The sequence below is a fragment of the Diaphorobacter sp. HDW4A genome, assembly GCF_011305995.1.
Taxonomy (GTDB): domain Bacteria; phylum Pseudomonadota; class Gammaproteobacteria; order Burkholderiales; family Burkholderiaceae_C; genus Diaphorobacter_A.
In genome coordinates, this window is record NZ_CP049910.1 from 1,358,810 (window position 1) to 1,383,516 (window position 24,707).

Sequence of the window (24,707 nt, forward strand, 5' to 3'; positions counted from 1 at the left end):
CACTGATGCAATGAGGGTTTTGAACGGCAACGGCTGACTCGCGTTGCGGGGAGGGTGCGAACGGGCATGGCCGTCCGGAAGCGCTTGAATGAGTGACTCAGGAGAGTCCGGTGACCGGGCCGCGCTCGAGCCCGGTGCCTACGTTTGCAGAGCGATCAGCTCAATGGGAACCGGATGGCCGCGATGATCACGAGTCCAAGCGCCAGGTTGAACGCCACCCACTTGCGGATGCTGCCCAGCGCCGCACCACCTGCCGGCCAGTTCTTGGCCTCGACGGCGGTGTTCAGTCGCTTGTAGAGCGCAAAACGGATATGCCCGAACACGGCGACCATGATCAGGCCGAGTGCGCTCATCACGATCCATGACAGTGGCATGTTGAACTTCGCGCCAGCCCCTGCGGCCATGCGGTGCATTTCGCCAATCATCCCGAAGCCCGAGATCAACACCAGCAGCACGAGGATCAGCACCACCTGGAAGAACCGGCCGAGCACGTCGCGCATCAGTTTGACGCGCACCGGCGCTTCGAGCTCCTGAACGGCGGGGCGCAGAAAGAAATGCGCGAAGAACATGCCACCGACCCAGATGACGATGGAAAAGAGATGGATGAGCTTGAGGGCGATGAAGAGCATGGAGTGGAGCCTGTGGACCCGTGGACCCGTGGGCCTGTGGGGAGGTTGTCGTTTGTTGCCAGTTTAGGCCAAGCCCTCAAGTCCACGCCCCATGCACCGCCTTCAATCGCGGGATTTCAAACTCACGAAGGCCACCGCACCCACGACGAAGAGCAGGGCCGTGTTGGTGAGGATCACCGCGTCGAACGCGTTGCCGAAAGCCGTTTGCGCGGCGTCGATCAGCTTTTGCATGCTCTCGCTGCCCAGCCGCGCGGCGGTCATCAGCGCCTCGTCGAGGCTGTCGCGCACGGTGGTGGGCAAGGGGGCGGTGTCGCGGCCTTGCAGCTCAGAAAGCGCGGGCATCGAACGTGTGTACACGGCCGACAGCAGCCCGCCCGAGAGCGTGATGCCGAGCGCACCACCAAGCTCGTAGGAGACTTCCTCGACCGATGCGGCCATGCCCGCACGGTCTTCGGGCGCGCTCAGCATGATGGTGCTCGACGCCGTGGTGATGGCCGCGCCCATGCCCAGACCCATGAGCACCATCGCCCCGATCTGCCACAGCGGCGACGCCAGGTGGTAGGTGAACGCGAACAGCGCCATACCCGCGCTCGCGAGCACCAGCCCGCCCGCGAGCATGCGCCGATTGCCCACGCGCAGGAGCCAGCGCCCGGCCAGTGGCCCGGCGACGAAAGCGGCGAGGGGCAAGGGCAGAATCGCCCAGCCGGTTTCCAGCGGCGAATAGCCGAGCACGAGTTGCAGGCGCTGGCTGAACATCAGCTCGATGCCGATCAGTGCGGCGGCCGTCACCATGGCCCCGGCCACAGCGGCGCTGAACGCGCGGTTGCGAAACAGCGAGAGATCGAGCAGCGGATCGGTGCTTCGGATCTGGCGGCGAAAGAAACTGAACGCGAACACCACACCGATCACCAGCGCGATGGCGGCAGCCTGCCAGTCGGGCGACTGCTTGCCGGTTTCCTTGATCGCATAAGTGAGTGCGACCAGCCCGACCAGTGCCTGAACGGAGGCCACCCGATCCCATGGGCGATCCGATGTCGCCGCGCCGCGCGGAATGTAGCGCCAGGCCAGCGGCAGCGCGATCAGCACGATGGGGACGTTGATCAGAAACACCGAACCCCACCAGAAATGCTCCAGCAGCGCACCGCCCACCACCGGCCCGAACGCCATGCCGCCCGAGGCGACGGACGCCCACACGCCGATGGCGAAGGCCCGCTCCTGCTCGTCGGTGAAGGTCAGGCGGATCAGCGACAGCGTGGCCGGCATCATCATCGCCGCGCCCGCACCGAGAAACGCACGCGCTGCAATCAACAGACCGGAAGATGGTGAAAAGGCCGCGGCGAGCGAAGCCAGACCGAACACCATCAACCCGGCCATGAACAGCCGCTTGTGCCCGAGGCGATCACCCAGCGTGCCCATGCCCAGCAGCAGGCCGGAGACGGCCAGTGCATAGGCGTTCATGATCCAGAGCTTGTCTGAAGCGCTTGCCGCCAGATCGTGGGTGAGCCGGGGCAGCGCGGTGTAGAGCACGGTCACGTCGATCACGATCAGCAGCAGCGCGACCGAGACGATGGCCAGAATCAGCCAGCGCTTCGCGTCGTGTGCGGGCAGGCTCGAGGTGGGAGAGGAGGAAGAGACGCAAGTGGCGTTGGAGCGCGTTTGCATGAAAGAACCTGAAAAACGTCTTTGACTTGGGATGTTCGTATTTTTCATCAGAAAAATGATTCGATAAAGTTTGATGTAATCAGTAAAATTGATGCATGAAACCCGATTTCGAATGGACACTGGACCGCCTGCGCCACTTTGTAGCCGTGGCGGATTGCGGCGGTATGACGGCAGCGGCCCGCTCGCTGGGGCGCGCGCAATCGGCTGTCAGCATGTCGATCGCTTTGCTGGAAGCCGACCTCGGGCTGGAACTGTTCGAGCGCATCAACCGCAATCTGCAGATCACCCCCGCAGGCGAAGTCATGCTCGCCGAGGCGCGCGAACTGCTCGCCCAGGCCCAAGCACTCGACATCCGTGCCCAGGTGCTGGCCCGAGGTCAACCCGCCAAGCTGGCCGTCGCCATCGACGAGGCGCTGCCTTGCGTGCCGGTGGCGCAACTGTTCGTGGAAATGGCCGAGCGCCACCCCGGTATCGAGCTGAGCACCCTGTGTGGCTCATCGAACGAGGTAGCCAACTACGTGATGCAGCAGCGCGTCCAGATCGCCTTCCAGATCGACCGAGGCGCAGCGCTGCCCGACTGCGCCCAGCATTTCGTCTCCACTGTGCCGCAGAAAATCTACGTCTCCCAAAACCATCCGTTGGCGGTCGCTGGCCACAACGTGAGCTGCAAAGCCCTGGCAGCCCACCGCCAGATAGCCGCCCAGATCGATGGCATGGACGAAAGCATCATCAGCCCGCAGGTCTGGCGCTTCGACAGTTCCTACATGATCGCCGACATGGTGGCCGCAGGTGTGGGCTGGGCGATTCTTCCCGAGAACGTGGCGCATTACGTGCGGCCTGTTCATCAACTGGTCGAGTTGCACTGCGAGGAAATGGTGATGCCGCCGCTGGTGGTGCGATTGCTTTGGCGGCAGGGGACTAGTCTGAACGAGACGGCGAAATGGATGCAGCTGAGGTTGACTCAGCTGCTCAACGAGGAATGAGGCGGGGGTGAGTTTTGAGGGCGCTGAGGGTGCCCTCGCGGTTGGGAAGGGGAGCTTTGCGCGAGTAGGGTGATTTTTTGCTGGCTTCTGCTGGGGTGTTGTTTCCGGAGGCCGGGACTGCCCCCGGCGGGGCAGTAACTTTTTGCGCGCAAGCAAAAAGTTACTCCGCCACCGGGCGGAACTCCCGGACTCCGTAAGCCCCCCCGACAGAAGTCAAAAAAAGAACCCCCACCTCACCCCCGACAAGCGGGAGAGGGAGCAGAGAGGGAGCAGAGCCCCGCGATCACTCATCGTCGATGGACGCACTCCATCGATCGTCCCACTCATGCCTCACATGATCGATCTGCCTCCGATCCCGCTTCGTAGGCCGCCCCTCGACCAACGAGGATGCAGGCTCCGGCGCCAAACGCCGCCGCTCCGCTGCCTCCGCACGCGCCTTGGAACTGGCCTCGGTTTCCTTGTAGAGCTGCTGCGCCACAGGAGCCGGTCCACGCATGTTGCTGAGCGCCTGCACGACTACGATGCGCTCGATCACGCCCTGCCTCAGGGAGACCGTATCCCCCACGCGCAGTTCTCTGGCAGCCTTGGCGTTCTGGTTGTTGACCATGACGCGGCCCTTGCCGATTTCCTCGACGGCAACGCTGCGGGTTTTGTAGAAACGGGCGCACCAGAGCCATTTGTCCAGGCGCATCGATTCGATGGGATCATTCATCCACGTATTGTGCGACAAGCGGCGTTCAGTGTGGCTGGGCTTGAACGGTGCGGGGACAATCCGAACGGTTGATCTGTTGCACGCAAGTGCGCTGCGACGGTTCGATGATTTTCTGAATTTCGGCGGTGCATTCCGCGTTGCTGGCGGCGATGCATTGCACGGTCAATGGGGTGTCCTTGTCGACATGGCTTTGGATGAACGCATGGGCGTTGCGGGCGTTGCCGATCCCACGGTAGGTGAGGCCGAAGGCATCCAGACCGCGCATCAGGTCCCTGTGCACCACGGGCCAGACGAGCCAGTAGTCGCCACTGTAGAAGACCTGCGACTGTGGCGCGACGTGCTCCACCTTTCTATAGATGTCGTAGTGCTCAAAAGGAACGGCCGGAGTGTGCAACTTCACGAAAGCACAGACACCCAGTGCAATGGCACAAACCATGGTGATGGTGACTCCAGCACGTGCCACGAGGCTGCTCATCTGGATGGCGATCACCGTCGTGATAGCGAATATCGCAAAACTGAAGTAACGCCAGTGGTAGGCATTGCGCTCTACCCAGGAATGGGCCGAAAAAAACAGTGTCCACACCACCGCGAACGCCAGCAGGATAAAGATGATCAGATTTTGGCGAGGTGCATCAGACCGGGCTTGTGACAACGGTGCAAACGGCCGCGTGCTTCGCAATCGCCAGGGGACGACCGAGAGGATCAGCGTCAGCGCCAACCAGCTCAGCAGCATGATTCCGATCCAGGGTGCTTGCAGGGCGTCATCCAGATTCATCAGGCTGGCTCGCAGGCCGGAGACGATCTGCGATGGACGCAGCGCGTAGTAGTCGCCGCCTCCGTGCATGCGCGCGACAACGTACCAGAACACAAAGGCAATGGCCGTTGAGCTGCCCAGGATCCAGCTGCTGACGCTGATTTGGCGCCGCCACAGCAGCATGATCACGAGGTAGAGACCCATGGTGAACACGGTGGCCGGGTTGGTGCCTACGCTGAGGACAACGCATGCCACGGCGAGTGCACAGTTTGTGGCGGAGGGCCGTCGCGAAAAAGAACGACTGTCTTGCCAGACCAGCCTCACCGCAAGGCTTTGCAGAAGCAGCGAAACCGTGTATTCAGGATGCCCGATGACCAGGTCGAAGAGCGCGAAAGCGTGAAAAGCCAGCAGCATCAACGACGTCAGCGCGACAAAGTTGGCTGTGACGATGAAGCCCCGTCGGTGCGATGGAGGCGTCGTCAGCAGGCATGAGACCTGCGCGATCATCCATACAAGCAGCAGAAAGAACACCGCATTGAGGTAGAGAATGAAACGCAGATTGAGAGCGGGATCCCGGATGAACGAGGCGAGCAGCGGGACGATGTTGATCAGCCGACTTTGACCCCAGTAAAACAGGGTGACGTTCTGCAGCGACATGACGGAGTTGAGAATCACGTCGGCATTCAGCGCCTGTGGAGCAAGTCCATTGACCGTCAAATGCGCTGCGGCGGCGAGCCAGAGAATACCCAGCGCAATGGGCGTGATCCTGATCCACGCAGAGAGGGGGCGTTGAAGACTCATGCCGACATTTCAACGACAGAGATAGTCGGGCGCGGGCGCCGAATGGGCGAAGGGATCTACAAGATCATCGGTGTAAGCGCCGTTGATGAGCCGCTCTTTGGGCAGGAAATGGCGCCGGAAGAAACGACTGGCGGTGCTCAGAAACTGGCCTCGCTCGGTGAGTTTTATGCACCCGTCGGGACGGATGACGATAGTGCCCGACGCCACTTGCTCTGTCAGCCGGATATCCATCAACCGATGCTCGCGAACATATTCGTCCTTGAACACCTGATCGATCTTGGCGCGCTGAATGCCGCCGCCACGCTGCTGCAGCTTTTCAATCAGATAGAACGACAGTGAACGGTCGATGACGGTAGGCACGCTGATGGCGAGCGCGTAACCGGTCAACGCGGCGATGGCGACGCTCTGCAGCTTTTCGAACGACGTCAAGGCCTTGAACGGTGTAGCGCACAGAAGCAGGCTATAGGGAATCAGCGCGATCAGTGCGGCTGCGATGGCACTGTAGAAGACCACATCCACCCGTCGATAGTGGATGTAGAGGTAGTAGGTGGACACCGCCAGAATCACATAGGCAAGGAGTCCGGCAACCGATAGAACGAACTTTTTCATGGACTATGGCGTATACAGAACCGCTTGGGTGTTGCCTGTGTATGCGGCTGTCGACGTGTCCGGCAGTTGCTTGTGGCGGTGTTCGAGTAGCCATGCCATCCACAACATGCTTGCAGCGAGCACGGTTGCAACCGCCGCAACTCCTGCAATGACCGGCATGATTCCAGGCAACGTGAAATCGAACACTCGTACACCGCCAGCGAGCGTTGCGCAAAGCGCAGCGGCCAGCAGAAACGCCCCTTTGGCGCGGGCGCGGCAGTCTTTCGAGAACACGAGAATGGCCTTCATGCCGTGGCGAACGAGCTTTGGGAAGTTCATCTTCGATTGACCGTGGTAGCGCGTGCTGCGATCCACGGGAACGCGCAGGAGGGGCAACTCCGATGCCAGTGCTGCCGCCGCGACATGGGTGCCCAGCCACGGACTCTTCGCCAGTGTCTGCGCAGCGCGCGGCGTCATGACCATGAAGTTTCCGAAATCGATGGCGCGACCCGTGGACATGCGAAACAACAGCTTGTAGGCGACATAGAACGCACGGAATTTGAGAGATTCCGAACGCTTTGCACGCTGCGCCACGGCAATGGCCGTATCGCCATGCGATTCGAGCTTTGCCAGCAGCATCGAGCAGGACGCTGGGGCATCTTCGCCGTCGCAATCCATGAGGATAAGCCGTTGATGGGGCTGTAGTTGAGGCGCGATGAAATGCAGCCCCGTAGCGATGGCCTGTTGGTGGCCGACGTTGCGGCGCAAGCGGAGGATGCAGGTGTCGGGGGCATCGGCAGGTATGTCTCCCAACCGGAGCGGGGCGCGCGGAGATCCATCGTCGACAGCGACCACCAGAAGCGATTTGCCGAACAAGGCACCAAGGTGCCGGAGCAGCGTGGCGCACGCCGGGGCATCTTCATAGACCGGCGTGACGATCACAACGCGATGGCGGTGTTCAAGCATCTTGCGTGAGGCCCGCAAAATATGGATGGGTCATCCGGAGTCCATCGTGGAGCGAAATGCGCGGCTGCCATTGGAGCAGACTTTGCGCCAGTGTGATGTCCGGTTTGCGTTGCAGGGGATCATTCTCCGGCAGAGGTTCGATTCTCAGTTGGGATTCGCTTCCCGTGATCGCGAGTATCCGCTCGGCAAGATCGCGAATTTGTAGCTCTTCTGGATTGCCCAGATTCACAGGCCCCGTGATCCAGTCGGGGCTGGCCATGAGTCGCACCAGTCCATCGATAAGATCGGACACGTAGCAAAAACTGCGCGTCTGCTGTCCATCGCCATACAAAGTGATGTCCTTGCCCTGCAAGGCCTGCATGAAGAAGTTGCTCACCACGCGACCATCGTCGGGATGCATGTGGGGGCCGTAGGTGTTGAAGATGCGCGCCACCTTGATATGGACACCGTATTGGCGGTGGTGGTCGAAGAACAGGGTCTCTGCACAGCGCTTGCCCTCGTCATAGCAGGAACGCACGCCGATGGGGTTGACGTTGCCGTTATAGCTTTCGGGCTGGGGATGGACGATGGGATCGCCATAGACCTCGCTGGTCGACGCCTGCAACACCCGCGCGTTGCAACGTCTTGCGAGTTCCAGCACATTGAGCGCGCCCAGTACATTGGTCTTGACGGTCTGCACCGGATCACGCTGGTAGTGCACGGGCGAAGCCGGGCACGCGAGGTTGTAGATCTCGTCGACCTTCACATCCACGGGGAACGTGATGTCATGTTCGAGAAGTCGGAAGCCGGAGTGCCTTTGCAGCGCAAGGACGTTATCTTCGTTGCTGCTGTAGAAGTTGTCGAGGCAGATGACCTCATGTCCTTCTTGCAGCAATCGTGCGCAGAGGTGAGAGCCCAGAAACCCGGCCCCTCCTGTCACCAGTACGCGTTTTTTGGTTTGGATGGTTGGCATGTTTCGACGATCACAATCGGCTGGGCCGTTACCCGCATGACATCATGCGGATAGAAATCGTATCAAATTGTGAACTTCATTCGGAATGAAGAACATTCTTGCAGAAACGAGGGTGTCATCTATGTCCGAGACAGAGGTAAGGTCACGCGGGCATCCAGCCCAAGAATCTTTCCGGCGCCGTCCGCCCGATTTCGCAGCGTGATGCTGCCGCCAATGGCCTGCACGATCTGCTGGCAGATCGCCAATCCGAGGCCCGAACCCGCACGCACATCTCCAGCGGAAAAGGGCTGGAACAATCGGGTCGCGAGTTCGTTGTCGATGCCGGGGCCGGTGTCCGCGATGGTGAGCATGGCCTCGTTGCCGTCGACTTGCAGGGTGACGTTGAGTGTGCCGTGCTCGGGCGTGTGGCGGATCGCGTTGTGCAGCAGATTGCGGCAGAGCTCGCGCAACATCCATTCGTGGGCGAGCACTGGGGCCGAGTCAGTCTGGATACCGAAGTCGAGGTCGCTTTGTGCGATCAGCGGCGAGATGTCCAGCGCCACGTCGCGCAGCACGTCGTCCCAGCGCACGCTGACAGGTTGACTCTGCTGGCGCAGTTGTTCGACCTTGGCGAGCGCCAGCATCTGGTTGGCGAGCTGCGTGGCGCGCTCGACGGTGCCACCGATCTCCTCGAGCGCCTGGCGGTGTGGCAAATCGTCGCGCAGAGCGGATTGCACCTGGGTTTTGAGCACGGCGAGCGGCGTGCGCAACTGATGGGAGGCGTCGCGCACGAAGCGCTGCTGGTGTTCGAGCAGATGCGATAGACGCTGCATGACGTCGTTGGTGGCGTCAATCAGTGGCTGCAGCTCGCGCGGAGCTGCAGCGCCGTCGATGGGTGACAGATCGTCCTCTCCGCGTGCCTGTATGGTCTGGCTGAGTTGGCGCACGGGACGTGTGGCGCGTTGCACGACCAGCACCACAATGAGAGCGATCACGCCGACCAGTACGAGCTGCCTGGCAATGGTGTCCCACAGAATCTGCAATGCGGCCGCCTCGCGCAACTCCAGCGTCTCTGCCACCTGGATGACGGCCATGCCGCGACCCTCTGCACTCGACACGGGCTGCAGCAGCACGGCCACGCGGACCGGGTCGCCGCGGAAGGTGCTGTCGTAGAAGTCAACAAGCGCTGCATACGGCGGGCGTGCGGGGATGGTGCCGCGCCACACAGGCAACTCCGCAAACCCGGAAATCAGCTCGCCGTGCAGATTGGAGATGCGGTAGAACATGCGGCTCTGGTTGTCCGTCTCGAAGGCTTCCTGCGCGGAGTACGGGACAATGGCGCGCAGCACGGCGAGGTCGTCGTAGCCGGTCACGTCAAGCTCCTCACTGATGCTTTTGGCGGAGGCAAGCAAGGTGCGGTCGTAGGCTGTGTTGAGCGCGACCAAGGCCTTGCGGTGCAGGCTCCAGGTGTTGAAGCAGATCACCAGCAAGGTCGGCACGAGGATGCCGACCAGCAACTGGCGCCGGAGTGACCAGGAGCGCCACGGGGCTGTTTCGGTGCTCTCCGTTTTCTCCTTCTTTGCCGCGTTCCGGCGTCTCACTGATCGACCTTGAGCAGATAGCCGAGGCCGCGCAGCGTCATGAGCGACACGCCAGTGTCAGCCAGCTTTTTGCGCAGGCGGTAGACAACGACTTCGATGGCCTCATATTGCACGTCAGGCTGGCCGGGAAACACCGCTTCGTAGAGCCGCTCTTTGCTGAGCGCGCGGCCAGGGTGTGGGAGCAGTGCGCGCAACAGGGCCTGTTCGCGCGGTGTGACTTCCATGGGTTCGTCCTTCAGATAGAAGACACCCGTGTCCTTGTCGTAGCGAAGCGCGCCGAGTGTGATCTGCGAGGGTGCGGTGGGCTGGCCCTCCTGCTGATCCGCAGCGCGGCGCACGAGGGCGCGCAGGCGGGCTTCGAGTTCGTCAAGGTCAAATGGCTTGGGCAGGTAATCGTCCGCTCCCGCGTTCAGGCCGCGCACCCGGTCGCCAACCGTGCCGCGTGCAGTCAGCACCAGCACGGGCGTGCGCAGACCGCGCGAGCGCGCTTGCTGCAGCACCTGAAGGCCGTCGAGGCCGGGGAGGGTGAGGTCCAAAATCACGGCATCATGGGGCCGGGCGATCATTTCCGCGAGCGCGGCCGAACCGTCGCCGAGCGCAGTCACCTGAAATCCGCGCCGCGCCAGCGAGCGCTGCAGCGTGGTGCGCATCGTGGCGTCGTCTTCTACCAATAGCAATTGCATGGGCGGCACCTTAGCAGCTTGATTGCATCGCCTGGCGCAGTGGGTATCCGTGTTATCCCTGATGTGGTGGACAGCGATTTGACAGTTTGATTTAGCATGATACTGGTGCAATTTCCAAATAACAGGAGTGAGACACATGCGTCGAGACACCTTTCTGAAATCTCTGGCAGCGTTGGCTGCGGTCGGCAGCCTGCCGCTTTCTGCTCGCGCGGCGGTCGCGGTGAAGATGATGCTGCCCGCCAACCCCGGCGGCGGCTGGGACACCACCGGTCGCGCGCTTGGCAAGGCGCTGCAGGACGCAGGTGTGGCTTCCTCCGTCACTTACGACAACAAGGGCGGCGCGGCCGGTGCCATCGGTTTGGCCCAGTTCGTTAACGGCTCCAAGGGCGACCCGAATGCACTGATGGTGATGGGTGCCGTGATGCTGGGCGGCATCATCACCGGCAAGCCGCCGGTGAACCTGAGCCAGGCCACGCCGATTGCGCGCTTGACCAGTGAATACAACGTGTTCGTGCTGCCCACCAATTCGCAGTTCAAGAGCATGGCCGACGTGGTCGCTCAGCTCAAGAAGGACCCTGGCAGCGTGAAGTGGGGCGGCGGTTCGCGCGGCTCTACCGAGCACATCGCGGCCGCGATGATCGCGCGCGAAGTGGGCGTCGATCCCGCCAAGATCAACTACGTGGCCTTCCGTGGAGGTGGCGAAGCGACTGCCGCCATTCTGGGAGGCAACGTGACCGTGGGCGGCAGCGGCTACAGCGAGTTTGCTGAGTACATCACGGCCGGCAAGATGAAGCCGATCGGCGTGACCTCGGCCAAGCGCCTGACCGGTCTGGACATCCCGACGCTCAAGGAGCAGGGTATCAATGTCGAGATCGGCAACTGGCGCGGCGTGTACGGCGCGCCCGGCATCTCCGCCGATCAGCGCAAGGCGCTGGTGGCGGCTGTTGAGAAGGCCGTCAAGAGCAAGGCCTGGGCCGAAGCGATGGAAAAGAACGGCTGGACTCCGGCATGGTTGGCTGGTGACGCGTTCGGCACGTTTGTTGACGAGGAGTTCGCCAGCTTGCGCGCCACGATGGTCAAGTCCGGCATGGTCTGAGGCTTGAGTGAGTAGTCGGGGGTGCCATGTTGCAAGCGCCCTTGATTTCTTTTTCGAATCATATGTAAATCGCCCCTGCAGGCAGCGGGCGCAGGGTGACTGTTCCCTGATCACGGGCGTTGCGCGTGTGATGCCGGATTCATTGCTCAATATTCACACATAGCAAGGGCAAAACATCATGACAGATGCTGTATCCCAAGCGTCGGCGGCCAGTCCGCTGGACGAGTTGTCCATCCCCTCTCCCAAATGGCAGGCGGCAGTCGGCGTCGGAGTTCTTGTCGTGGCCGTCGTCATGGCGACCGGCGCGCTGCAGATCCCTGGTGATGCCGGCTACGGCGGTGTCGGCCCCAACTTCATGCCATGGGCATGCGCCGTTGTGCTGGGTCTGTGCGGTGCATTGCTGATCTGGGAGGCCATGACCGGTGGCTACCGCCAGGCGGCTGATCCGGGTGGCGCCAAGCATGCCAAGCTGATTCCATTTGCCTGGGTCTCCGCAGGGCTGCTGCTCAACGCGGCGCTCATCACGCACATCGGCTTCATCTTGGGCTGCACTATGTGCTATGCGCTGGCGGTGCAAGGGCTTCGGCGCGGCGAAGATCAGACGAACCTGCTGTCGCCGGGCAATCTCGCCAAGGACGTGATCACGGGTCTTTTGATCTCGGCTCCAGTGTTCTGGCTGTTCACGCAATTTCTGGCGATCAATCTGCCAGGCCTGACAGAAACAGGGTGGCTGTGATGGATATCTTCAACGCATTGATGCAGGGTTTCGCAACCGCCATCTCGCCCGCGAATCTGCTGTGGGCATTGGTCGGTTGCGCTTTGGGTACCGCCGTTGGCGTGTTGCCGGGTATCGGCCCCGCCGTAGCGGTCGCCATGCTGCTGCCGATCACCGCCAAGGTCGACGTGACGGCCTCGATGATCTTCTTCGCCGGCATCTACTACGGTGCGATGTATGGTGGATCGACCACCTCCATTTTGTTGAACACGCCCGGCGAAACCGCCAGCATGGTGACGGCGATGGAGGGCAACAAGATGGCCAAGAGCGGGCGCGCGGGAGCGGCGTTGGCAACCTCGGCCATCGGTTCGTTCTTCGCGGGGACGGTGGCGACGGTCGTGGTCACGCTGTTTGCGCCTACGGTGGCCGACTTTGCCGTGAAGCTGGGCCCGCCTGAATACTTCATGCTGATGGTATTGGCCTTCACCACGGTGAGTGCGGTGCTTGGCCAGAGCAGCCTGCGCGGCATGACGGCACTGTTCCTCGGCCTGGCGCTGGGCTGCATCGGCATGGACCAGATTTCTGGCGCCGCGCGCTACACCGCAGGCCAGATGGAACTGCTCGACGGCATCGACATCGTGCTGGTGGCGGTGGGCCTGTTCGCGGTGGCCGAGGTGCTCTACAACGCGCTCTACGAAGGCAAGGTCGAAGAGTCGCAGAACAAGCTGAGCCGCGTGTACATGACCAAGCGCGACTGGAAGCGCTCCGTTCCCGCATGGATTCGCGGCACGCTCATCGGCACGCCCTTCGGCTGCATTCCCGCTGGCGGAACCGAGATCCCGACGTTCCTCTCGTATGCCACTGAAAAGAAGCTGGCCAAGGGCTCAGACAAGGCAGAGTTTGGTACGACGGGCGCGATTGAAGGCGTGGCTGGCCCCGAAGCCGCCAACAACGCCACCGTGACCGCCGCGCTGATCCCGCTGCTCACGCTGGGTATCCCTACCAGCAACACGACTGCCGTGCTGTTGGGGGCGTTCCAGAACTACGGCATCAACCCCGGCCCGCAGCTGTTCACGACCTCCGCCACGCTGGTCTGGGCGTTGATCGCATCGCTCTACATCGGCAACATCATGCTGCTGGTGCTCAATCTGCCGATGGTCGGCATGTGGGTGAAGTTGCTCAAGATTCCGCGTCCGCAACTCTACGCCGGCATCCTGATCTTCGCGACGGTGGGTGCCTACGGCATGCGCCAAAGTACGTTCGACCTGTTCCTGCTGTATTTCATCGGCCTGCTGGGTGTGCTGATGCGCCGCTACGACTTCCCGACGGCTCCCGTGGTTGTCGGCATGATCCTCGGCCCGCTCGCAGAAGCGCAGATGCGCAATGCCGTGTCCATTGGCGAAGGCAGCTGGATGATCTTCCTGCAACGCCCGATGTCGGTGACCTTGCTGGTGATCGTGCTGATGGTGCTGTTCATTCCGCGCTTCATGCGCTGGATGGGCAAGCGCAAGGGCGTGGAGATGACCGAGGCGGTCTGACCATCCAAGGCTTTGAAAGCAAAGCGACTGCAGGTGACACTGCAGTCTTTTTTTTCATTCATTTTTCATTCTTTTCAGGTTGTGGGCTGCACCACCCGTTTCGGGTGGTGGGGCGCTCACCGTTGCGCCATAGACTGATCCGTATTTTTTCAATCATCCGGAGACAAGGAAGTTCTATGTCCGAAGCATTCATCGTTGCCGCCAGGCGCACGGCAGGGGGGCGTCGTGGCGGCCGACTGTCCGGTTGGCATCCGGTGGACCTGGCCGCGCAGATCATCGATGCGTTGGTGGATGAGGTCGGTGCTGATCCTGCAGCGGTCGATGACGTGTTCATGGGCTGCGTCAGTCAGGTCGGTGAGCAGTCCACCAACGTGGGGCGCAATGCGGTGCTGGCGTCGAAGTTGCCGGAGTCGGTGCCGGGTACGAGCATCGACAGGCAATGCGGCTCGTCGCAGCAAGCCATCCATTTCGCTGCTCAGGCCGTCATGTCGGGCGCTATGGACATGGTCATCGCGGCCGGTGTCGAATCCATGAGCCGCGTGCCCATGGGCAGTCCCGGCGCGCTTGCGCAGAAGGCGGGTCTGGGGCATTACCACAGCCCGGCGATCAGAGAGCGGTATGGCGATGCGGTCTTCAGTCAGTTCGTCGGTGCCGAGATGGTTGCGCGCCAATATGGTCTGGACAAGGATGCGCTCGACCGCTATGCGCTGCAAAGTCACCAGCGAGCGGCAGCGGCGAGCAAGGCGGGATGGTTCGAACGGGAAATCCTGCCCATCGCCGTGCGCGATGCCGATGCCAATGGCGTGCCGGGCTCCGACATGCATGCAGTGGACGAAGGCATTCGCTTCGAGGCGACGCTCGAAGGCATCCAGAGCGTCAAGCTGCTGCAGGAAGGCGGCGTGATCACGGCCGCCAATGCCAGCCAGATGTGCGACGGCGCAAGCGGCGTGCTTATCGTCAATGAGCGCGGCCTGCGACGCCTGAATGTGAAGCCGCTGGCCCGCATTCACCACATGACCGTGCTGGGACATGACCCGGTGATCATGCTGGAGGCACCGGTTCCCGCGACCGAGCTGGCCTTGAAGCGCGCCGGAATGAAGCTGGACGACATCGACCTCTACGAAGTGAACGAGGCCTTTGCGTCGATTCCACTGGCCTGGCAGCAGGCGCTGGGCGCCGATCCCGAACGCATGAACGCGAGCGGTGGCGCGATTGCGCTTGGGCATCCGCTGGGCGGCACTGGGGCGAAGCTCATGGCAACGCTGGTCCACGCGCTGCATCGACGTGGCGGCCGCTACGGGCTGCAGACCATGTGCGAGGGCGGGGGGATGGCGAATGTGACGGTCATAGAGCGCCTGTAGGCAGCAGTCGTGGCACCATAGGGGACAAACATGCTTTGCCCATATAAATACAGTGATCGAGACAAGCCACACCTCTCCCCGATTGGAGCCTGGGCGCATTGAGCGCAAGCATCTGTTGTCGCGTCTGACGGAGGCGCGGCACAAGACCTGCCTGTTGATCCATGGGCCTGCTGGCAGCGGCAAGACCTCGCTCGCGCTGCAGTGGCGCGCGCAGGCGTTGACCTTTGGGCATGACGAGGCTTGGGTGACAGTCCAGCCCGGGGACGATGGACAGTCGCTGATGACGTCGCTGTTCGATTCGCTGGACCGCGTCGACCGCGACATCGCGCGCGAGGCGCGGCTGCTCGCCAACCGGGGCGGCGAGGCGCGCGCGGATGCTATCGCGATTGCGTTGCTGCGTGCTTTGCTGGCCCGCAGTCGTCCGCTGCTGGTGGTGATCGACGATTGGCAGAACATGCTCGACACGCGCGTCAGCGGCGTGGTGCAGACGCTGCTGGACTTTGCCCCGCCGCCGCTGCGGCTGGTGATCGTCTCCAGAAGCCTGCCGCAATTGACTTTCGCGCGATTGCGTGACCAAGGCATGCTCGAAGAGATCGGGCCGAGGGAACTGCGCTTCTCGCTGGAGGAGGTGCAGCAATATCTGCAGGCACGCCAGCCGCGCACCTGCAGCCCGGCCTTCGCGCGCAAGCTGCTGGAGGATACGGATGGCTGGGCCGCCGGCCTGCAGTTGCTCGCGCTGCAGCCGCGCGCCCCGGCATCGCCCGTGCAGAATGCGCAGGATTTCACAGCCTACTTCAACCGCGAGGTACTGTGCCGCGTGGACAAGGACGAGATTCATGCGATGACGCGGCTGGCGGTCGCGCGCAGCTTCAATCAGGCGTTGGCCAACACGGTGGCCGGAGATCTGGTGGGGCCGGCCCTGCTGGAGCGGCTGCAGCGGGAAAACCTGTTCGTCTTGCCGTTGCAGGATGTGGCGGGGCAGGGCTGGTATCGGTTTCATCCGCTGTTTCGCGAACTGCTGCTGAACCGCTTCAAGTCTCTGCCGCAGGAAGAGAGGCAAGCCACGCATCTGGCCCTGTCCAGGTGGCTGGGAGCGAGGCGCCATCTGCGCGATGCCGTGCACCACGCGGTAGAGGCCGGGGACATGGAGCAGGCGGCGGATTGGGTGGAGCGCTGGGCGCGCGAGCTGTTTCTCAATGGTGAGCTGCAGCAATTGGTTCGCGCCGTTTCCGAACTGCCCCGGGCCATCGTCAACACGCGCCCGCCACTGCTTTTGTGGTTCGGATGGACGCAGCTCTGCTACTTTCGCTTGGAAGCCTGTCACGAGACCTTGAACGCGCTGCGCAGCCAGCTCGGCGAGCATGATCATGAAGGCCGCGCCCATTGCGTGCTGCTGGCATTTTCTCTGGCATTGCAGGAGGATGATCTCGCAACTGCGCATGCGCTGATGCCCGATCTGATGTCCATACAGCAAGGGGACGATGCGGTGCTGGTTGGCGGCAAACGCAATCTGTTGGGCTGGATGTATGGGCACACGGCGGAGTATGAAAAGGCGCGCGAGGTGCTGCAGGGCATGCCGCCATTGCGCGAGGACGGCACGCCGCTGCTCGATTCGGCCTTCGGCCATCTGATGACGCAGTCGCTGCGCGGGCTCTCCTGGCTGTACGCGGGCGATGTGCGCAATGCCGAGTCGGTGCTGCGCGACGCACTCGCGCATGCGGAAAAAGTCCTCGGCCGCCACAGCGAGATGGCCTGCAATGCAGCGGCCTATCTGGCGGCGGTGCTCTACGAAATCAACGAACTCGAAGAGCTGCGCCAACTGCTTGATGGACGGCTCGATACGACGGAGCGGGTGGTGTTGCCCGATGCGCTGGTGACGGTGGCGCTGGTTTGCGCGCGGCAGAGCCGTCTGGATGGCAATCCGCGCGAGGCCATCGAGGGATTGGCCCGCATCGAGGAGATCGCGCACCGCCGATCCTTGGATCGCTTGCTGGCCTTTGCGATGAGCGAGCGCGTGCGCTGCCTCATGCAGATGCGCGACATGGACGGCGCTCGTCAGGTGCTGCATCAGCTGGAGTTGCTGGCCCAGCGACATGGCGAAGCGAGCAGTGCAGATGGTGCAAGCAGTACGAGTGGCCCGGTGAGCCTGCGCATTCTCGGCGTAGCGAAGTACACGCAGGCGCTCTATCACGAGGCGAATCTCGAAGACCAGGCGGCACTGGCCGCATTGGGCGAGCGGGGCAGGGATGACACGCCATTGCTTCAGCGGCGGGATCAATGTGCGACGCTGCTGCTGCGCGCCTTGTTGTTGAGCCGACAGGGACATCGCGAGAGTGCGCTGGAAGTCATGCGCGATGCCCTGCTGCTGGGGCATCGACTGGGACTGGTGCGGACCGTGCTGGATTTCGGAGATCCGGCGCTGTCGCTTGCGGATGTCTGCGTCGAGACGCTTGGGGCGAGCGATCCCATTTTGGCTTTCTATGTCGACAGGCTGCACCAGCAGTCGCAGAAGTACCGACCGGTGCACCAGCCCGCCGATGCATCCAGCCTCGAGCCGTTGTCGGAGCGGGAGCTGGAAATCCTGCGGGCGCTGGCCCACAGCATGTCCAACAAGCGCATCGCACAGGTGCTGGGCATATCGCCCGAGACCGTGAAATGGCATCTGCGCAACGTCTACGCCAAGCTCAAGGTGGTGGGGCGCGACGACGCCGTGGCGCGGGCACGTGATCTTGGGCTGGTGAATCGCTGACTCCCGGCGCAGGGGGAAACCCGAGCCACCCACCTCGGGTGGGGCCGGGTGGGGTGGGTGGCTGCATGATTGCGTCAAATGAAAGACAGGAGACAAATCATGTTCACATCCCTCACCAGCGGCTGCATCCGTCCACTGAATCGCGTTGCCGGTTTCGGGCCATCGCGCTTGTCGGTTCGCTGACCGACTACGCCACAAGAAATCACGCAAAGAGCACGCAAGCCGCCCTGAGACGGCGCTGTCACGCAGTTCCACAGACCTTTCTGAAAGACATGAACCGCTCATGCCTGCGGAAGAACTGTGCCTGTTTCTTTGCGTGCCCTTCATTGCTGCATCCGATATTTCATTGGCCCGATGACTCAAACCAGCTCTACATCCGCCGTCGCCCGGAGCTTCGATCCGGAACGCCTCGATGCCTTTTTGCGTGCGCACATTCCAGTGCTCGACGGCAGCATGGAACTGCAGGCCATCAACGGCGGGCAGTCCAATCCGACCTTCTTCGTGAGCTACGGCAATCGCCGGATGGTGTTGCGCAAGAAACCCGCCGGTGAGGTGTTGCCATCGGCGCATGCCATTGACCGCGAGTATCGCGTGATGCAGGCGCTGGCCTCGACCGCGCTGCCGGTGCCGCAGATGGTGCTCTATCACGAAGGTGACGATGTGATCGGCACGCCTTTCTATCTGATGGAGCGGGTCGAGGGCCGGGTATTCAACGACAACGATCTGCCCGGCATGACGCCCATCGAGCGCGGCGCGATTTATCAGGCCATGGCCGATACGCTTGCCACCTTGCACGCGGTGGATTGGCGCAAGGCGGGACTGGCGGATTTTGGACGCGAAGGCGGCTACTTCGAGCGCCAGTTGCGTCGCTGGCAGAAGCAGTGGGACCTCTCGCGCATTCGCGAAAACGCCGCCATCGATGAGCTTCTCGCGTGGCTCGAAAAGCACATGCCTGCTGACGACGAGACCACGCTGACGCATGGCGATTTCAAGCTCAACAATCTGCTGTTTCACCCGACTGAACCCAAGGTGGTGGCGGTGCTGGACTGGGAGCTTTCCACGCTCGGCAATCCGCTGGCGGATGTTGCCTTCAACACGGTGGCTTGGCGCACGTTGCCGGAAGAATTCGGCGGCCTGCGGGGGCTTGATCTCGTGGCGCTTGGCATACCGTCGGAGGCTGCCTATCTTTCGCATTACTACCAGCAGTCCGGGCGCAGCTCCCCGGCACGTCAGGCCACCCCATTTCACTGGGCCTTCGCATTCATGCGCTGGGCCGTCATTTTCGAGGGCATTGCCGCACGCGCCGCACGTGGCAATGCCGTAGCCGACAACGCGTCCGAGATGGGCGCCATCGGCAGAGCCTTGGCCCAACGCGGGCTGGAGGCCATCGATTCGCCAGCGGTTGCCATTTGACTGAGGAGACGTTCTTGAATTTCCAATACCCAGAAGACACGCAGCAGATGCAGCAGACGCTGCGCCAGTTCATGGACCGCCATGTGGTGCCGCGCTATCACGACTACGAGCGCATCGCCGCGAGCGGCGTCTATCCCACCGAAGTCGTCGAACCGCTCAAGGCGCTGGCGCGCGAGGCCGGGTTGTGGAATCTGTTCCTGCCCGGTCTGCGCGACGACGAGCCCGGCACGCGTCTGTCCAACATGCAATACAGCCCGCTGGCCGAGATCATGGGCCGTGTGCCATGGGCGTCGGAGGTCTTCAACTGCAATGCGCCAGACACCGGCAACATGGAGCTGCTGCACCTCTTCGCCACGCCGGAACAACGCGCGCGCTGGCTGGTGCCGTTGATGGACGGGACGATCCGCTCGTGCTTCTCGATGACCGAGCCCGACGTGGCCTCGTCCGATGCCACGAACATCTGCACTACCATCCGTCGCGAGGGCGACGAGTACGTGATCAATGGACGCAAGTGGTTCACCACGGGCGCGCTGCATCCGAACTGCCAATTTGCCATCGTCATGGGCGTGACGAACGAGAGCGCCGACGCGCCGCGCCACCAACGACATTCGATGGTCATCGTGCCGATGGACACGCCGGGCTTCAAGATCGAGCGCAACGTGGCCATCATGCACCACCATGCTCCCGAAGGACATTGCGAAGTCACCTACACCAATGTGCGCGTGCCGGTCAGCAATCTGCTCGGCGAAGAGAGCGCGGGCTTCGCATTGGCCCAGGCACGCCTCGGCCCCGGTCGCGTGCACCACTGCATGCGGACGATGGGGCAGTGCGAGCTGGCCATGGATCTCATGTGCGAGCGGGCGCTGACACGCCGTGCTTTCGGCAAGCACCTGAGTGACTACGCCAACGTGCAGGACTGGATCGCGCAGTCACGCGTGGAGATCGATCAGGCGCGCCTCTTGGTGCTGCAGGCCGCGTGGAAGATGGATACCTACGGCAACAAGGCCGCGCATATTGATGTCTCGGCCATCAAGCTGGTGGCGGCGCAACTGCAGACGCGCGTGCTGGATCGCGCCATTCAGGTGTTCGGTGCCATGGGCATTACGCCGGACACACCGCTGTCCTACCTCTGGTCCTGGGGCCGCGCGATGCGTTTCTTTGATGGCCCGGACGAGGTGCATCTGCGGGCGATTGCGCGCGCCGAGCTGTCCAAGGCCCGCGAGAACCTCGGTGCCACGGCCGTCTACTACAGCGCGACCTGAGGGCTGAGCATGACCTATCCCGAGAAGAACACTTCAGGCAGCGTGCTGCATTGGCGCGAAGGCGCGGTGGCGCACATCCGCTTCAACCGGCCCGCGTCGCTCAACGCCATCAACCGCGAGATGGCTGCGGGCTTTCATCGGGCGTGCAAGAACATTGCCGCTGATGCAGCCGTGCGCGCCGTGCTCGTCAGCGGTGAAGGCCGTGCGTTCATGGCGGGCGGCGACCTCGATGAAATGCTCGCGGATCCTGCACAGGCTGCGTCAGAGCTGATCGCTGGAATGCATGGCGGCATCCGCTTGTTGACCTCGATGAACGCACCGGTGGTCTGTGCTGTGCAGGGTGCCGTGGCGGGTGGTGGGCTGGGGCTGATGCTGGCCTGTGATCTGGCGATTGCTGCAGAGGGCACGCGATTTTCGGTGGCCTATCCGCTGATCGGTGCGAGCTGTGATTGCTCCACCTCCTGGGGATTGCCACGTGTGCTGGGGCTGCGCCGCGCCATGCAACTGGCGCTGTTGGGCGACACCGTCGATGCGCAAGAGGCGCTGAGCCTTGGGCTGGTCAATAGGGTGGTGCCGGTCGCATCCATGGACGCGGAGGTCGAGGCCCTGCTGCAGCGTCTTGCGAACGGGCCGACGCAGGCGCTGGGCCGCATGAAGAAGCTGCTGCGCAAGTCGTCCGAGCACGGGATCGATGCGCATCTGGATGCAGAGGCCGAGGGCTTTGTCGCGTGTTCGGGCACGGCCGACTTCCGTGAAGGAATCAGCGCATTCCGCGAGAAACGTGCAGCGCGGTTTCAAGGCATCTGACCACTTTCCATTTTGTGAATGCAAGGCATATGAATCACATGAAGACACGCATCACGGAACTGCTCGGAACGCGTTATCCGATCATTCAGGGCGGCATGCAATGGGTGGGCACGGCAGAGCTGGCATCGGCGGTATCCAACGCCGGTGGGCTTGGCGTGCTCACGGCATTGACGCAGCCGACGCCCGAGGCGCTGGCGCGCGAGATAGCGCGTTGCCGCAGCATGACGGATCAACCGTTTGGTGTGAATCTCACCATTCTCCCGTCGGTCAATCCGCCGCCCTACGAGGCCTATCTCGATGCCGCCATCGACTGCGGCGTGCAGGTGCTGGAGACGGCGGGAAACAGCCCGGTCGCGTTCATCGAAAAGGCCAAGCGGCGCAACATGCGCATCGTCCACAAATGCACCAGCGTGCGCCACGCGTTGTCGGCGGAGCGCAATGGCGTGGATGCGATCAGCATCGACGGCTTTGAATGCGCGGGGCATCCCGGGGAAGACGACGTGGGCGGGCTGGTTCTGATTCCGCTGGCGGTCCGCGCGCTGCGCATTCCAGTGATCGCCTCAGGCGGCATTGCCGACGGTCGGGGCATGGCGGCGGCCATGGCGCTGGGCGCTGAGGGCGTCAACATGGGCACGCGCTTCTGCGCGACCGTCGAGGCACCGATCCATGACGATATCAAGCAGGCTTTGGTGAATGCGGGTGAGCGTGATACCAACCTGATCTTCCGCTCATTCCGCAACACGGGCCGGGTTCTCAAGAACGCCATATCCGAACAGGTCGTTGCTGCCGAACGCCGCGCGGGTGGCTGCGAGTTCGCCGAGATCCAGCCGCTCGTCGCCGGCCAGCGCGGGCGTGCCACCTTGCACAGCGGTGACGTGGATGGCGGATTGGTCTGGGCCGGTCAGGTGGTCGGGCTCATCCACGATCTACCGACCTGTGATGAGCTCATTGCGCGCATGGCCCGGGAATGCCGCGAGGCGCTTTCCCAGGCATCCCGGTGGGCAGCGGTTGAAGAAGAAGCCGGAATTTTTCAGGAAGCCTGAGCATGTCCAACATTCGACTCGAACAGCATTACGACCAACGCGTGCTGCGTTGCTTCAAAGACAGGCCGCGCGACGTGCTCTCGATGTGGAGCGACGCGGCGCAGAAACGGCCCGATGCCGACGCATTGATCTGCGGTGCGAAGCGATTGAGCTGGGCACAGCTCGAGAACCAGGTGCTGCGCGTGGCTGAGGCTTTGCGTTCGCGCGGCGTTGAACGCGGTGACCGCGTCGCGCTGCTGCTAGGAAATGGTGCGGAATTCGTGATCTCCACCTACGCCATTCTGGCAATTGGGGCGGTGGTGGTGCCGCTCAGCGTGCGCGATCAATCGGCCGGCATTGGATACATCTTGCGCAATTGCGGTGCCCGTGTGCTGATCCACGAAGCCTCGCTCGTTCAGGTTGTGAACGGCATGGAAGACACGCCCGGGCTCCAGCACAAGGTGAAGGTTGGGGGCATCGGTGGCGCTGATAATTTTGACGCGTTGCTTCGTCACGAACCGCTGCCGCAAGCCGTCGAGGTGCATGAAGAAGATTTGGCGATGCTGGTCTACACCTCGGGTACCACCGGCTTTCCCAAGGGCGCGATGCTCACGCATCTTGGCATCGTGCACACCATTCTTCACTATGCGCAGTCGCTGGGGCTTGATGAGAACGTGCGCGGTTGCGCCGTCGTGCCGCTGAGCCATGTCACTGGCCTTGCCGCGATCATGGCGGTCACGCTGGGACTGGGTGGAACCTTGATCGTGGTGCCGCATTTCAAGGCAACCGAGTTGTTGCCGCTGGCGGCGCGCGAGCGCATCAACTTCACCATCATGGTGCCGGCGATGTACCAGCTATTGTTGCTGCAGGAGGATCATCGCGAGCATGATCTCTCGTCCTGGACGGTGGGCGGTTTCGGCGGCGCCCCCATGCCGCCGGAGACCATCGACCGGCTCGGGCAGTGGCTTCCGGCGCTGCGCCTGTCCAACTGCTACGGCGCGACCGAGACGACCTCGCCGGTGGCAGTGATGCCAGCGCATCTGACGCGCGAGCATCTCGACAGCGTTGGCTTGTCCTTGCCCTGCGCGGAGATTGCGGTCATGGATGAGCAGGGTGGCGAGGTTCCTGTGGGCGAGATCGGCGAGCTGTGGCTCAAGGGGCCGATGGTCGCCAAGGGCTACTGGAACAACCCGCAGGCGACGGACGAGAACTTCATCGGCGGCTACTGGCGCAGCGGTGATGTCGGACGCGTGGACGAGCAGGGCTTTTTGTACGTGATGGATCGCCGCAAGGACATGCTCAATCGCGGCGGCTACAAGATTTTCAGCGTGGAGGTGGAAAACACACTGTGCGAGCATCCGGCGGTGCTCGAGGCCGCCGTGGTCGCCAAGCCGTGCCCGGTGCTGGGCGAGCGGGTCCATGTGTTTATCACGCTGCGCGAGCACAGCGAGGCCGAAGCAGTTGAGCTGCGCAGCTTCTGCGCCAAACGTCTGGCGGATTACAAGGTGCCGGAGAGCTTCACGGTCAGCCATGACCCGCTGCCCCGCAACGCCAACGGCAAGCTGCTCAAGCGCGTGCTGCGCGAAGAGCTGCTGGCCACCTTGGGTTGAAAAGGGAGCGCGACATGCAAACACCTGCAGCTTCCATCCAAACTGTGCAGCCAGGCATTGCCCTGCTGCGCTTGGAACGACCCAAGCAACTCAATGCGCTGAGTCTGCCCGACCTGCGCTCCATTCACTGCCTGCTCGATCAGGTGCTGTCCGATGCTTCACTGCGCGTGCTGATCCTGACGGGAGAAGGCGACGGCTTCTGCGCCGGTCTGAACCTCAAATCGATGCTGGATGCGAACGGAGGAGTTCGCGCGTCCGTCGCAGAACACATGGAGTTGCAGCAGACCTTTGCCGGGCTGGTGCAGCGCCTGCGGGACACGCCTCTTGCCGTCATCGCGGCGGTCAATGGCGTCGCTGTGGGTGCGGGCATGGCGATGGCGTTGGCGGCCGATATCCGATTTGCAGACCCCAAGGCGTCATTTCATGTGGGCGCGGTGAAGATCGGCATCACCGCAGGCGAGTGCGGCATCAGCTACCACTTGCCGCGACTCATCGGCGCAGGCCGCGCTTTTGAATTGATGCTGAGCGGCCGTGCGGTTGCTGCAGAAGAAGCCTTGCGTATCGGGCTGGTGAGCGATGTGGTGGACAAGGGCGCGGTGCTGGAGCGCGCGCTGTATTGTGCGCGCCAGATCGCCGGAAACGCTCCCTATGCCACGGCACACACCAAGAAGCTGATGTGGCAGAACCTCGATGCGTCGAGCCTGAAGGCCGCCATCGAGTTGGAGAACCACGCCCAGGTGTTGGGTCTGATGACGGCGGATTTTCAGGAGGCCGTGCAGGCATTTCTGCAGAAACGCGATCCGGTTTTCACCGGACGATAGGAG

At 62.6% G+C, this 24,707-nt stretch carries 21 protein-coding genes; 12 read left to right on the forward strand and 9 right to left on the reverse strand.

The genetic code is table 11. The features are described from left to right. Window positions 1-155 precede the first annotated feature (155 nt). Together G7047_RS06095 and G7047_RS06100 are read right to left on the reverse strand one after the other, a co-directional pair. Complete coding sequence (locus tag G7047_RS06095; RefSeq protein WP_166302160.1) at window positions 156-629, reverse strand: CopD family protein; 474 nt, start codon at window positions 627-629, stop codon at window positions 156-158. Window positions 630-731: 102 nt separating this feature from the next. After that, window positions 732-2,291 carry an MFS transporter gene (locus G7047_RS06100; RefSeq protein ID WP_166302163.1) on the reverse strand — a complete coding sequence of 520 codons (1,560 nt, stop codon included), beginning with the start codon at window positions 2,289-2,291 and terminating at the stop codon, window positions 732-734. Between the two features lie 95 nt (window positions 2,292-2,386). On the opposite strand from G7047_RS06100, the gene G7047_RS06105 reads away from it, so the two are divergent. Then, on the forward strand, window positions 2,387-3,274 hold the full coding sequence (locus G7047_RS06105) for a LysR family transcriptional regulator (protein WP_166302166.1): 888 nt from the start codon (window positions 2,387-2,389) through the stop codon (window positions 3,272-3,274). Between the two features lie 283 nt (window positions 3,275-3,557). Here the strand turns inward: G7047_RS06105 and G7047_RS06110 are convergent, their stop codons facing one another. From G7047_RS06110 to G7047_RS06140, 7 genes are all read right to left on the reverse strand, one after another. Next, window positions 3,558-3,986 carry an RNA-binding S4 domain-containing protein gene (locus G7047_RS06110; protein ID WP_166302169.1) on the reverse strand — a complete coding sequence of 143 codons (429 nt, stop codon included), beginning with the start codon at window positions 3,984-3,986 and terminating at the stop codon, window positions 3,558-3,560. A 25-nt stretch (window positions 3,987-4,011) separates the two neighbouring features. Next, complete coding sequence (locus tag G7047_RS06115) at window positions 4,012-5,541, reverse strand: hypothetical protein (RefSeq protein WP_166302172.1); 1,530 nt, start codon at window positions 5,539-5,541, stop codon at window positions 4,012-4,014. Between the two features lie 9 nt (window positions 5,542-5,550). Beyond that, on the reverse strand, window positions 5,551-6,150 hold the full coding sequence (locus G7047_RS06120; RefSeq protein WP_166302176.1) for a hypothetical protein: 600 nt from the start codon (window positions 6,148-6,150) through the stop codon (window positions 5,551-5,553). Between the two features lie 3 nt (window positions 6,151-6,153). Then, window positions 6,154-7,095, reverse strand: a complete 942-nt coding sequence (locus tag G7047_RS06125) for a glycosyltransferase (RefSeq protein ID WP_166302181.1) — start codon at window positions 7,093-7,095, stop codon at window positions 6,154-6,156. Further along, a complete protein-coding gene (locus tag G7047_RS06130) occupies window positions 7,088-8,047 on the reverse strand; it encodes a UDP-glucuronic acid decarboxylase family protein (protein WP_166302184.1) in 960 nt (319 codons plus the stop codon). Before G7047_RS06130 ends, G7047_RS06125 begins: the two co-directional genes overlap by 8 nt. A gap of 119 nt (window positions 8,048-8,166) precedes the next feature. Continuing rightward, window positions 8,167-9,627, reverse strand: coding sequence for a sensor histidine kinase (locus G7047_RS06135; RefSeq protein WP_166302187.1), 1,461 nt, complete (start codon window positions 9,625-9,627; stop codon window positions 8,167-8,169). After that, window positions 9,624-10,310 carry a response regulator gene (locus tag G7047_RS06140; protein ID WP_166302216.1) on the reverse strand — a complete coding sequence of 229 codons (687 nt, stop codon included), beginning with the start codon at window positions 10,308-10,310 and terminating at the stop codon, window positions 9,624-9,626. The genes G7047_RS06135 and G7047_RS06140 overlap by 4 nt, the downstream gene beginning before the upstream one ends. Window positions 10,311-10,446: 136 nt before the next feature. Here G7047_RS06140 and G7047_RS06145 point away from each other — a divergent pair, with 136 nt between their 5' ends. The 11 genes from G7047_RS06145 (at window position 10,447) to G7047_RS06195 (ending at window position 24,704) form a co-directional block, all read left to right on the forward strand. Then, window positions 10,447-11,406 (forward strand): tripartite tricarboxylate transporter substrate binding protein, encoded by a 960-nt coding sequence (locus tag G7047_RS06145; protein WP_166302219.1) that lies wholly within the window; start codon window positions 10,447-10,449, stop codon window positions 11,404-11,406. Window positions 11,407-11,584: 178 nt separating this feature from the next. Next, window positions 11,585-12,142: a tripartite tricarboxylate transporter TctB family protein gene (locus G7047_RS06150; RefSeq protein ID WP_166302222.1), complete on the forward strand. Its 558-nt coding sequence runs from the start codon at window positions 11,585-11,587 to the stop codon at window positions 12,140-12,142. Next, complete coding sequence (locus tag G7047_RS06155; protein WP_166302225.1) at window positions 12,142-13,659, forward strand: tripartite tricarboxylate transporter permease; 1,518 nt, start codon at window positions 12,142-12,144, stop codon at window positions 13,657-13,659. Before G7047_RS06150 ends, G7047_RS06155 begins: the two co-directional genes overlap by 1 nt. Window positions 13,660-13,835: 176 nt before the next feature. After that, the gene (locus tag G7047_RS06160) at window positions 13,836-15,020 is read left to right on the forward strand and encodes an acetyl-CoA C-acetyltransferase (protein ID WP_166302228.1); all 1,185 of its coding nucleotides are present in this window, start codon (window positions 13,836-13,838) and stop codon (window positions 15,018-15,020) included. A 52-nt stretch (window positions 15,021-15,072) separates the two neighbouring features. Beyond that, window positions 15,073-17,769, forward strand: a complete 2,697-nt coding sequence (locus tag G7047_RS06165) for a LuxR C-terminal-related transcriptional regulator (RefSeq protein WP_371813854.1) — start codon at window positions 15,073-15,075, stop codon at window positions 17,767-17,769. A gap of 354 nt (window positions 17,770-18,123) precedes the next feature. Further along, entirely contained in the window at window positions 18,124-19,182 is a 1,059-nt protein-coding gene (locus tag G7047_RS06170) for a phosphotransferase family protein (protein WP_166302234.1), read from the forward strand. Between the two features lie 14 nt (window positions 19,183-19,196). Further along, window positions 19,197-20,444 (forward strand): acyl-CoA dehydrogenase family protein, encoded by a 1,248-nt coding sequence (locus tag G7047_RS06175; RefSeq protein WP_256376819.1) that lies wholly within the window; start codon window positions 19,197-19,199, stop codon window positions 20,442-20,444. A gap of 9 nt (window positions 20,445-20,453) precedes the next feature. Further along, the gene (locus G7047_RS06180; protein ID WP_166302237.1) at window positions 20,454-21,251 is read left to right on the forward strand and encodes an enoyl-CoA hydratase/isomerase family protein; all 798 of its coding nucleotides are present in this window, start codon (window positions 20,454-20,456) and stop codon (window positions 21,249-21,251) included. A gap of 38 nt (window positions 21,252-21,289) precedes the next feature. Beyond that, window positions 21,290-22,294: a nitronate monooxygenase family protein gene (locus G7047_RS06185; protein WP_166302240.1), complete on the forward strand. Its 1,005-nt coding sequence runs from the start codon at window positions 21,290-21,292 to the stop codon at window positions 22,292-22,294. A gap of 2 nt (window positions 22,295-22,296) precedes the next feature. Further along, complete coding sequence (locus G7047_RS06190; RefSeq protein ID WP_166302243.1) at window positions 22,297-23,883, forward strand: class I adenylate-forming enzyme family protein; 1,587 nt, start codon at window positions 22,297-22,299, stop codon at window positions 23,881-23,883. A 14-nt stretch (window positions 23,884-23,897) separates the two neighbouring features. Then, complete coding sequence (locus G7047_RS06195) at window positions 23,898-24,704, forward strand: enoyl-CoA hydratase/isomerase family protein (protein WP_166302246.1); 807 nt, start codon at window positions 23,898-23,900, stop codon at window positions 24,702-24,704. Window positions 24,705-24,707 lie beyond the last annotated feature (3 nt).

What these genes read in the sequence shown, in the direction of transcription:
- G7047_RS06095 (WP_166302160.1), bottom strand. Translation starts at nt 629, where the DNA reads ATGCTCTTCATCGCCCTCAAGCTCATCCATCTCTTTTCCATCGTCATC.
- G7047_RS06100 (WP_166302163.1), bottom strand. Translation starts at nt 2,291, where the DNA reads ATGCAAACGCGCTCCAACGCCACTTGCGTCTCTTCCTCCTCTCCCACC.
- G7047_RS06105 (WP_166302166.1), top strand. Translation starts at nt 2,387, where the DNA reads ATGAAACCCGATTTCGAATGGACACTGGACCGCCTGCGCCACTTTGTA.
- G7047_RS06110 (WP_166302169.1), bottom strand. Translation starts at nt 3,986, where the DNA reads ATGAATGATCCCATCGAATCGATGCGCCTGGACAAATGGCTCTGGTGC.
- G7047_RS06115 (WP_166302172.1), bottom strand. Translation starts at nt 5,541, where the DNA reads ATGAGTCTTCAACGCCCCCTCTCTGCGTGGATCAGGATCACGCCCATT.
- G7047_RS06120 (WP_166302176.1), bottom strand. Translation starts at nt 6,150, where the DNA reads ATGAAAAAGTTCGTTCTATCGGTTGCCGGACTCCTTGCCTATGTGATT.
- G7047_RS06125 (WP_166302181.1), bottom strand. Translation starts at nt 7,095, where the DNA reads ATGCTTGAACACCGCCATCGCGTTGTGATCGTCACGCCGGTCTATGAA.
- G7047_RS06130 (WP_166302184.1), bottom strand. Translation starts at nt 8,047, where the DNA reads ATGCCAACCATCCAAACCAAAAAACGCGTACTGGTGACAGGAGGGGCC.
- G7047_RS06140 (WP_166302216.1), bottom strand. Translation starts at nt 10,310, where the DNA reads ATGCAATTGCTATTGGTAGAAGACGACGCCACGATGCGCACCACGCTG.
- G7047_RS06145 (WP_166302219.1), top strand. Translation starts at nt 10,447, where the DNA reads ATGCGTCGAGACACCTTTCTGAAATCTCTGGCAGCGTTGGCTGCGGTC.
- G7047_RS06150 (WP_166302222.1), top strand. Translation starts at nt 11,585, where the DNA reads ATGACAGATGCTGTATCCCAAGCGTCGGCGGCCAGTCCGCTGGACGAG.
- G7047_RS06155 (WP_166302225.1), top strand. Translation starts at nt 12,142, where the DNA reads ATGGATATCTTCAACGCATTGATGCAGGGTTTCGCAACCGCCATCTCG.
- G7047_RS06160 (WP_166302228.1), top strand. Translation starts at nt 13,836, where the DNA reads ATGTCCGAAGCATTCATCGTTGCCGCCAGGCGCACGGCAGGGGGGCGT.
- G7047_RS06170 (WP_166302234.1), top strand. Translation starts at nt 18,124, where the DNA reads ATGACTCAAACCAGCTCTACATCCGCCGTCGCCCGGAGCTTCGATCCG.
- G7047_RS06180 (WP_166302237.1), top strand. Translation starts at nt 20,454, where the DNA reads ATGACCTATCCCGAGAAGAACACTTCAGGCAGCGTGCTGCATTGGCGC.
- G7047_RS06185 (WP_166302240.1), top strand. Translation starts at nt 21,290, where the DNA reads ATGAAGACACGCATCACGGAACTGCTCGGAACGCGTTATCCGATCATT.
- G7047_RS06190 (WP_166302243.1), top strand. Translation starts at nt 22,297, where the DNA reads ATGTCCAACATTCGACTCGAACAGCATTACGACCAACGCGTGCTGCGT.
- G7047_RS06195 (WP_166302246.1), top strand. Translation starts at nt 23,898, where the DNA reads ATGCAAACACCTGCAGCTTCCATCCAAACTGTGCAGCCAGGCATTGCC.